Annotated in this window: 7 protein-coding genes; 3 read left to right on the top strand and 4 right to left on the bottom strand. The window is 72.8% G+C overall.

Features of this window, described 5'->3' with window-relative positions:
* Positions 1–308 precede the first annotated feature (308 nt).
* Complete coding sequence (locus tag LQ51_RS05805; RefSeq protein ID WP_046563627.1) at positions 309–752, bottom strand: winged helix-turn-helix transcriptional regulator; 444 nt, start codon at positions 750–752, stop codon at positions 309–311.
* 126 nt (positions 753–878) lie between these two features.
* On the opposite strand from LQ51_RS05805, the gene LQ51_RS05800 reads away from it, so the two are divergent.
* The 3 genes from LQ51_RS05800 to LQ51_RS05790 all read left to right on the top strand — a co-directional run bounded on the left by LQ51_RS05800 (position 879) and on the right by LQ51_RS05790 (position 3,860).
* Positions 879–1,790, top strand: a complete 912-nt coding sequence (locus LQ51_RS05800; RefSeq protein ID WP_046563626.1) for an NADP-dependent oxidoreductase — start codon at positions 879–881, stop codon at positions 1,788–1,790.
* A gap of 77 nt (positions 1,791–1,867) precedes the next feature.
* Positions 1,868–3,202 (top strand): TrkH family potassium uptake protein, encoded by a 1,335-nt coding sequence (locus tag LQ51_RS05795; RefSeq protein ID WP_046563625.1) that lies wholly within the window; start codon positions 1,868–1,870, stop codon positions 3,200–3,202.
* A complete protein-coding gene (locus LQ51_RS05790; protein ID WP_046563624.1) occupies positions 3,192–3,860 on the top strand; it encodes a potassium channel family protein in 669 nt (222 codons plus the stop codon). The genes LQ51_RS05795 and LQ51_RS05790 overlap by 11 nt, the downstream gene beginning before the upstream one ends.
* Before the next feature lie 56 nt (positions 3,861–3,916).
* On the opposite strand, the gene LQ51_RS05785 is transcribed toward LQ51_RS05790, so the two are convergent.
* The 3 genes from LQ51_RS05785 to LQ51_RS05775 form a co-directional block, all read right to left on the bottom strand.
* Positions 3,917–5,515, bottom strand: a complete 1,599-nt coding sequence (locus LQ51_RS05785; RefSeq protein WP_046563623.1) for a serine/threonine-protein kinase — start codon at positions 5,513–5,515, stop codon at positions 3,917–3,919.
* Between the two features lie 71 nt (positions 5,516–5,586).
* Positions 5,587–7,140 (bottom strand): fused MFS/spermidine synthase, encoded by a 1,554-nt coding sequence (locus LQ51_RS05780; protein WP_046563622.1) that lies wholly within the window; start codon positions 7,138–7,140, stop codon positions 5,587–5,589.
* Positions 7,141–7,176: 36 nt separating this feature from the next.
* On the bottom strand, positions 7,177–8,214 hold the full coding sequence (locus LQ51_RS05775; protein ID WP_046563628.1) for a coiled-coil domain-containing protein: 1,038 nt from the start codon (positions 8,212–8,214) through the stop codon (positions 7,177–7,179).
* Positions 8,215–8,521 lie beyond the last annotated feature (307 nt).

The raw sequence follows: 8,521 nt of genomic DNA, 5'->3' as shown, positions 1-8,521 counted from the left end.
GACGATCAAAAAGGTAACGGGGCGAGGGGCGAGGCGAAGACACCGGCGACGTCCGAGCCGGGCTGTCGTGACTCGTCCACGACATCAAGTCAGTAGGCGCCCGAAGACACCCGCGACGTCCGAGCCCGGGCTCTCGTGACTCCTCCACGACATCAAGTCGGTAGGCGCCCGAAGACACCCGCGACGTCCGAGCCGGACTACCGCGATCGCCGGCCGATCCGCCGGCCGATCCGGCGGCGATCCGGCGGCGATCCGGCGGCGGCGATCCACCGTCGATCCGGCGGCCGATCCGGCGGCCCGCTGGGCGTTCAGTCGACGCGGGTGTCGTACCTCTCGCGGTTGGCGTGCACCTCGTCCATGTGCGCCTCGGCCCACTCCTTGACGCCTCGCATCAGGCGATGCAGCGAGAGACCGAGGTCGGTCAGCTCGTAGGTGACGGTGACCGGCACGGTCGCGGTCACGGTGCGGGTGACCAGGCCGTCGCGCTCGAGGGAGCGCAGCGTCTGGGTGAGCATCTTCTGGCTGACTCCGGCCAGCCGGCGGGCCAACTCCGAGTAGCGCATCGCACGCGGCTCACCAGCTGGCTCCGCCCTGGACCGCTGCGGGCCGTCGCTGCCGAGCGCGGCCAGGATCAGCGCGACCCACTTGTCGGAGATCCGGTCCAGCAGTTGGCGGCTGGGACAGCCGGCCAGGAACGCGTCGTAGTCCGCCTGCGCCTGCGCCCGCTTCTGGGCTGCGGTGAGCGTCGACACCGGCAGCTCCTTCCTACCCGGTGGTGACTTACGCACTTTGAGGTGGCTTCTTCCCGATGGAGAGTTACCCGTCCATCGTAGATGCAGCACGACCGTTGCAGACGAGCCCCGAGGAGCAGATCAACCATGGCCACCTTCCGCACCGCCGTCGTTCGTACCCCGGGCGGCCCCGACTCCATCGAGATCATCGACGTTCCCGTCGTCGAGCCCGGACCCGGCGAGGTCCGGGTGGAGATCGCCGCCGCACCGGTCAACCCCGTCGACCTCGGTGTCGCGGGCGGCTTCTTCCACACCCTGGGGCTGATCAACCAGTCCGAGCACACCGGCCTGGGCTGGGACTTCGCCGGTGTCGTCGTCGCCAGCGCTCCCGGCGTGCACCTGGCCGTCGGTACCCGGGTCGCCGGCCTGGTGGTCGGGTTCGACCGCGACTTCGGCACGTACGCCGAGCAGCTCGTCGTGCCGGCCGCCGACCTCGCCGTCGTGCCCGCCGGGCTGGACCTGGTCGCGGCGTCGACGGTACCGCTCAACGGGCTCGCTGCCGCGCAGCTCGTCGACCTGCTCGACGACGCGCCCACCGGCGGAAACCGGCTGCTGGTGACCGGGGCGGCCGGCGCGGTCGGCGGGTACCTGACCTCGCTCGCCCAGGACCGGGGCTGGGAGGTGACCGGCCTGGCTAGAGCCCAGGACGAGGAGTTCGTGCGCAGCCTCGGCGCCGAGTTCACCACCCGCCCGGAGCCGGGCTGGGACGCGGTCGCCGACGCCGGGGTGCTGCAGGAGCAGGCGCTGGCCCTGGTCCGCGACGGCGGCAACCTGGTCGGCGTCCGGCCGAACGCCGTGCCGGCCACCGAACGCGGGATCAGCGTCGGCGTCGTGGACACCCGGCCGGACGGCCCGCGACTGGGCGAGCTGCTCGCCCGTACCGCCTCCGGCGAACTGCCGGCACGGGTGCATGCGGTCCTGCCGCTGGACCGGGCCGCCGACGCCCACCGGGCCATGGCCAAGGGCGGGGTACGCGGTCGCTACGTGCTCCAGCCCTGACCCCCGCCGGCGCGAGCGGGTGCGGCAGTTGCCCGGTTCCGGACCTGCCGGTGAACCGCCGGACGGAAGATGACCTGATGCGCCGCCTGCTCCGGAACCCGGTACGGCTGGTGCCGTTCGGGTTCCTGGCGGTGATCCTGCTCGGCACCGGGCTGCTGATGCTGCCCGCGGCCACCAGCAAACAGGAGTACACCCCGTTCGTCACGGCGCTGTTCACCTCGACCTCCGCGGTCTCCGTCACCGGGTTGGCCGTCAACGACACCCCGAACTACTGGAATCCCTTCGGGCTGGTCATGATCACCGTGCTCACCCAGCTCGGTGGTCTGGGCATCCTGTCCATCGCGGCGCTGGTGATCCTGGCCGTCTCCCGGCAGCTCGGGCTGCGCAACCGGCTGCTCGTGCAGGCCGAGACCGCGGAGTTCGGCATCGCCGACGTCGGCTGGCTGCTGGCCAGGATCGCCACCACGGTCTTCGTCTGCGAGGCCGTGATGACCGCGATCATCACGGCCCGGCTCTGGCTGACCTACCACTACCCGCCGGGGGTGGCGCTCTGGACGGCCGCGTTCCATGCCATCCAGGCGTTCAACAACGGCGGTTTCACGCTCTACTCCGACGGGCTGCTCGCGTTCTCCCGCGACCCCTGGGTGGCGCTGCCGCTGGCCCTCGGCGCCATCGTCGGCGGGCTCGGTTTCCCGTCGCTCTTCGAGGCGGTCCGGGAGTGGCGGCGGCCGGCGGGCTGGGCGGTGGCCACCAAGCTGACCATCTGGGGCACCGTGGCGCTGCTCCTGCTCGGGTTCGGCTTCCTGCTGCTGGCCGAGTGGACCAACCCGGCGACCATCGGCACCTACGACGCGCCGGGCAAGCTGCTCGCCTCGTTCACCCAGATCGCGCTGAGCCGCACCGGCGGGTTCGACGTCATCAACATCGACAAGCTGAGCCAGGAGTCGTACCCGCTGCTCATCATGTTGATGTTCATCGGCGGCGGCAGCGCCAGCACCGCGGGCGGCATCAAGGTCGCCACGTTCTTCCTGCTCGGCTTCGTGATCTGGGCCGAGCTGCGCGGCGAACCGGACGTCACGGTGGGCGGCCGGCGGATCGCCACGGCCAGCCAACGGCAGGCGCTCACCGTCACGCTGCTCAGCGTGGCGCTGGTCGTCGCCGGCACGACCGCGCTGGTGGTGCTCACCGACAATCTGCCCAACTTCGCCGCGGTCTTCGAGGTGACGTCTGCGTTCAGCACCACCGGGCTCTCCACCGGCCTCGCCCCCGACCTGACCCGGCCCGGCCAGTACGTGCTGATCGTGCTCATGTTCATCGGCCGGGTCGGCCCCCTCACCCTGGGGTCCGCTATCGCGTTGAACACCCGTCGGCGTTTGTACCGCTACCCGGAGGAGCAACCCATTGTCGGCTAGGCGCACGGACGAGCGCAGCGTCGTGGTGATCGGGCTGGGCCGGTTCGGCTCCCGACTGGCCGACTCGCTGCTGCAACTCGACCACGACGTGCTGGCCGTCGACCACGACCAGGACCGCGTCCAGCACTGGGCCGGCCGGCTGGACCGGGTGGTGCAGGCGGACACCACCGAGGAGAACGTGCTGCGCCAACTCGGCATCACCAACTTCCGGCGGGTCCTGGTCGCCATCGGCGCCTCGGTCGAGGCGAGCGTGCTCACCGTGCTGGCGCTCACCGAGTTGCAGGTGCCGCAGATCTGGGCCCGCGCCACCTCGGAGAAGCACGCCAAGATTCTCGACTCGGTGGGCGCGCACCACGTGATCTTTCCGGAGGCGGAGACCGCCGAGCGGGTGGCACACCTGATCGTCAGCAAGATGTTGGACTTCATCGAGTTTGGCGACGACTTCGCCATCGCCAAGGTCCGGGTGCCCTCGGCGCTGGTCGGCCGGTCGCTGCGCGAACTGGCGTCGATGGAGCGGTACGGGGTGTCGGTGGTGGGCGCGAAGCTGCCCGGCGAGCCGTTCCGCTACGCCGCGCCGGACACCGTGCTCCAGCCGGACAGTGTGCTCATCGTGGAGGGCGGCATCGACCGCGTACAGCGCTTCGCCGCGCTCGCCTGAGCGTCACTTCTTGTGCTTGCCCTTGTCGCCGTGATCACCGCCCTTCGGTGGCTGCCCTACCCTTTTCCCTTCGGCTCCGGCTTCGGTTTGCGGGGCTTCGCGGGCTTGGGATGGGCCTTCGGGGCGGCGGCCTTCGGCGGCGTCTTGACGGTCGGCGCCTTGGCGGGGGTCTTCACGGCCGGCGCGGTGGTGGGCGCCGAGCCGGCCACCCCGGCGACCTGCACGCCGCAGACCTCGTCGCCGATCTTGAACTCCACCGGCAACTGGTTCACCCCGGTGTACGTGCCGCTCAGCGAGACCTTCTTCGACGCACCAGGAGCGAGCGCGGCCTCCGCGGCGGGCGGCTGGAGCAGCACGGTCCGCCCCTGCTGCCGGACCGTCGGCTGGGCCTTCGACACGGTCTGCTTGCCGGGAAACGTGAAACGCATCGTCCAGCCCCGCAACTCCCGCTGCCCGGTGTTGGTGACGGTCAGGTCGGCGGTGAAATCCTTGCCGGTGTCCCGCCGCAGCACGTAGTCGACGGCGCACGGGGTCGGCTCCGGCAGCGCCATCCGCGCCTCGGTCGGCTCCACCCCGCCGCTGGCCGGGCTCTTCGAGGTCAGCCCCCACAGCGTGGCGGTGACCGCGACCAGGCCGGCGGCGGCCACCCCGGCCTCCACCCGGCGGCGCCGGGAGGCGGCCCGCCGGTTCCGGGTGCGTACGGCCGAGAACGGCAACGCGTCGGTCGCCGTCGACCAGGGCAGGATCGTGGTGCCGGCATTCTCCAGCAGCGCCGGGTCGAACTGGCCGAGCGCCGGGGAGACCGGCACGATCGCCGCGATCCCCGCCGCCTCGGCGAGCGTACGGGCCACCTCGGCGGTCGCCGGCCGGTCCTCGGGGCGCTTGGCCAGGCAGCGCCGGACCAGCTCGGCGACCTGGTCGGGCAGCCCCACCACCGCCGGCATCGGGTCCGGCTCGGTGTACATGTGCGCCCGCAGCATCTGGGTGGTGGTGCTGGCCTGCCAGGGCAGCCGGCCGGTGAGCATCCGGTACAGCAGCAGACCGACCGCGTACACGTCGGTGGCCGGGGAGACCTGGCCGTCGTCCAGCCGCTCCGGCGCCAGATAGGCGGGCGTGCCGAGCAGGGCGCCGTCCGGACCCTTCTCGCTCTCCCCCACCAGCGCCGAGATGCCGAAGTCGACGACCTTCACCCCGGTCGGGGTGAGCATCACGTTGTTCGGCGTGACGTCCCGGTGGACCACCCCCCGGGCATGCGCGGTGGCCAGCGCCGAGGTCACCTCCGCGCCGATGGTCACCGCCTCCCGCCAGGGCAGCTGCCCGCCGCGCCCCAGCCGGGCGCTCAGCGGGCCGCCGTCCACCAGCTCCATCACCACGTACGGCACGGTCAGGCCGACCTGCTCGGACTCGCCGTAGTCGTACACGTTGGTGATGTTGGGGTGGCAGAGCCGCGCGGCGGCCTGGGCCTCGATCCGGATCCGGTGCCGGAACGCCTTGTCGCTGGCGAGCCGCGAGGCGAGCACCTTGATCGCCACCTGACGGCCGAGCACCTCGTCGTAGCCGCGCCACACCACCGACATCCCGCCGGCACCGAGCTGCTCGACCAACCGGTACCGCTCACCCAGCAGCTGCGCGCCGCCCCTGACCGCTGCTCCCATGGTGGGTGCTGTTGCCCCTGGTGGGCCCTCCTACACCTGAAGGGTCGGAATCGGTCAGAAAAGTCACCCGTTCAGGCGGTCGCCAGGAGCTGGTCCACCGGGGCGTAGTCGTCGGTGAGCACCAGGGCGTCACCGACGAACGCGGTCAGCTCGGCGCCGCGCAGCAGCACCGCCTGGTCGCGCAGCCGGGGCAGACCGGCGGCCAGCCGGTCCAGCGGCAGCGGCGCGTCCGAGCCGACGATCAGGAAGTTCGCGCCGGACCGGCCCTCGATCGCCCAGGGCGGCGCGATCAGCGCGACGTTGCGGAACTCGGCCGCCACGGTGGCCAGTTCCGCCCGGATGAACCGGCCCGGCGGGTAGTCGATGACGTTCTGCACGTAGATCCCGCCCGGGCGCAGCACCCGGCGGATGTCCGCGGCCATCTCCCGGGTCGCCAGGTGCCACGGCACCACCAGGTGCCCGAAGGCGTCGCCGACGATGAAGTCCCGGCTGTCCGTCGGCTCCCCGCCGAGCAGCACCCGCGCGTCGCCGACCTTCGCGGTCAGCTCCGGGCCGGTCCGCACACCCAGCTCGCGCCGGTCCAGCTCGACCAGCCCGCCGTCGATCTCGAAGACCAGGCTGCGGGTGCCCGGCCGGGTGGCGGCCAGGTAGCGCGGGATGGTGAAGCCGCCGCCGCCCAGGTGCAGGGCGTCCAGGCGCTGCCCCTTCGCGGCGATCTCGTCGGCCACCAACCCGATCCACTGGGTGTACGCGTACTTCAGGTGGTTCGGGTCGGCCAGGTCGACGTAGGAGTGCTCGGCCGAGTTGAGGTAGAGCGTGCGCCCGTCCGGCCACTGCCCGTCCACCTCGACCCGGGCGCAGTGGTAGGCCGTCTCCACATCGCACGGGTTCGGGGCGACGCTGGCGAACCCGGCGCCGGCGAGCCCGAGCAGCGCGAGGGCGGCCTTCGCCCGGGCCGGAGCGGGCAGCCCGGTCCCCGCCCGCCGCCGCAGGTACGCCCCGAGCACCAGCCCGGTCAGCCCGAGCCCGCCGGCCAGCCCGAGCACGATCACCGAGCTCGGCAGGGCGGCCACCAGCACGAAGCCGGTGAGCAGGGTGGCGGTGATCCCGCCGAGGGTGCCGATGCCGGAGAGCCGCCCGACCACCTGACCGGTCCGGCGCAGGTCGGCCAGCTGGAGCTTCACCACCAGCGGGGTGATCCCGGCGAGCAGCGCCGCCGGCAGCAGCACCGCCACCGCGGTCAGCAGCAGCACCGCGCTGACCGCGCCGCCGCGCAGCACCTCACCGGCGTACCGGACGACGGGGAGGGTCACCGCGGTGGCGATGCCGGCCAGCACCAGGGCCGGGGCGAGCAGGGTACGCGGGTCCCGCCGGTCGGCCAGCCACCCGCCCATCCACGCCCCGTACGCGATGGCGGCCAGCGCCATGCCGATGACCGAGCTGGTCACCTGGAGGGTCACCCCGACGTACGGGCCGACCAGCCGGAGCGAGACGGTCTCCAGCACCAGCACGGCGCCGCTGGAGAGGAAGACCAGGAACGCGGCGAGCCCGTTCGGCAGGGCCCGGGGCGGGGTCGGCGCCGCCGGCGCCGGGTCCACCGCGACATTGGAGGAGGTACTGCTCACCGTCGCGATGCTACGCAGCGTTCCGAGCCGGCAGGGTCAATACATCGAGATGTGAACATGGTTTGTGTGGTCGGCGGCCGGGCTGCCGCCCCCGCTGTACGACCGCCAGCCGGTGTTCGGCATCCAGATCTGCCGATACCAGATCACGTACATGATGCCGAGCCGGTTCGCGTTGTTCTTCGCCCAGGTCGCCAGGCGGTCGCCGTACGCCTTGTCCCCGCCGGTGGCCGAGACGTCCTTGAAGCCGCTGGTCGCCGCCGCGAAGTCGCAGGCCCGGCCCTTCGGGTGCTCCCCGTCGCCGCCGCTGCGGTGGCAGGACACGTAGCGCTTGTAGCCGGCCGCCTGGGCCTGCTGGAGCATGTGCAGGGTGCGCGGGGTGATGCAGCCGTCGGCCGGCGTCGGGTCGTTCACCGAGCAGGACTCCGACGGCCACGAACCGTCCGGGTTGCGCGGCGCGGGCTTGGCGGACGCGGAGCCGCCGCCGAAGCCGGCGCCGCTGCCCGAGCTGACCTTGGCCAGCGCCACCTCGGCGTCCCGCTTCTTCCGGGCCAGCACGGCGAGCTGCTTCTGCTGCTCACGGACCTCGGCGTCGAGGGCCAGCTTGGTCTGGGTCGCCTCGGTCTTCGCCTCGTTCAAATCGCGCAGCCGCTTGCTGTCCCGCTGCGCCATCACGTCCAGCTCGGCGGCGCGCTTGACGAAGGCGTTCGGGCTCGAGCTGGCCAGCAGCATCGACACCGCGGTCAGCCGACCCACCCGGTAGGACTGCGCGGCCACCTCGCCCACCTGGGCGGTCAGCTCGACCAGGCGTACGTCGAGCTGCTTGAGCTGCCCGGTCAGCGCGGCCTGCCGGCGCTTGGAGTTGTCGAGGCGGTTCTTGGCCTCGATGTGGCCCCGGGCCGCCGCGTCGAGCGCCGCCCGTAGCTGCTTGGTGCCGCCCTCGTCGGGGCTCGGGCTGGGCGCGGCGGCGGCCGGCCCGGCGGTGGCGAGTCCCGCGCCGAGCAGCAGCGCCGTCGCGGCGAGCAGGGCGAGCAGCGCCCGGCGGACGCGCCGCCGGATGAGCCTGGTCCTGGGCACGAAAGCGTCCTTCCGTCGACCGCCGGCCCCCGGGTCGAACTCTGCGCGGCGGCGGCTCCACCGGCCCCGATCGGCGGCCTGCTGGCGGAAACCGCCGGTCACGATACCGGACCGGGCCGGCCGCGCCAGGCCCGCGACCGTGGGCGCCGCGAACCATCGACGCAGCGTGACCGCCGGCTGGCGGCACGGTGACGATCGGCTCCCGGGACCCGGGCCGACGGTGGGCCGGACCGGCGCCGATCGGCGGCCGGCCGAGCGGGCGGCGGCCGGCCGAGCGCGCGGCGGCCGGCCGAGCGGGCGGCGGCCG

It is taken from the genome of Micromonospora sp. HK10 (assembly GCF_000982955.1).
Lineage (GTDB): Bacteria > Actinomycetota > Actinomycetes > Mycobacteriales > Micromonosporaceae > Micromonospora.
The sequence above is the reverse complement of the archived record's forward strand: the minus strand, read 5'-3'. Positions and strand labels throughout refer to the sequence as shown.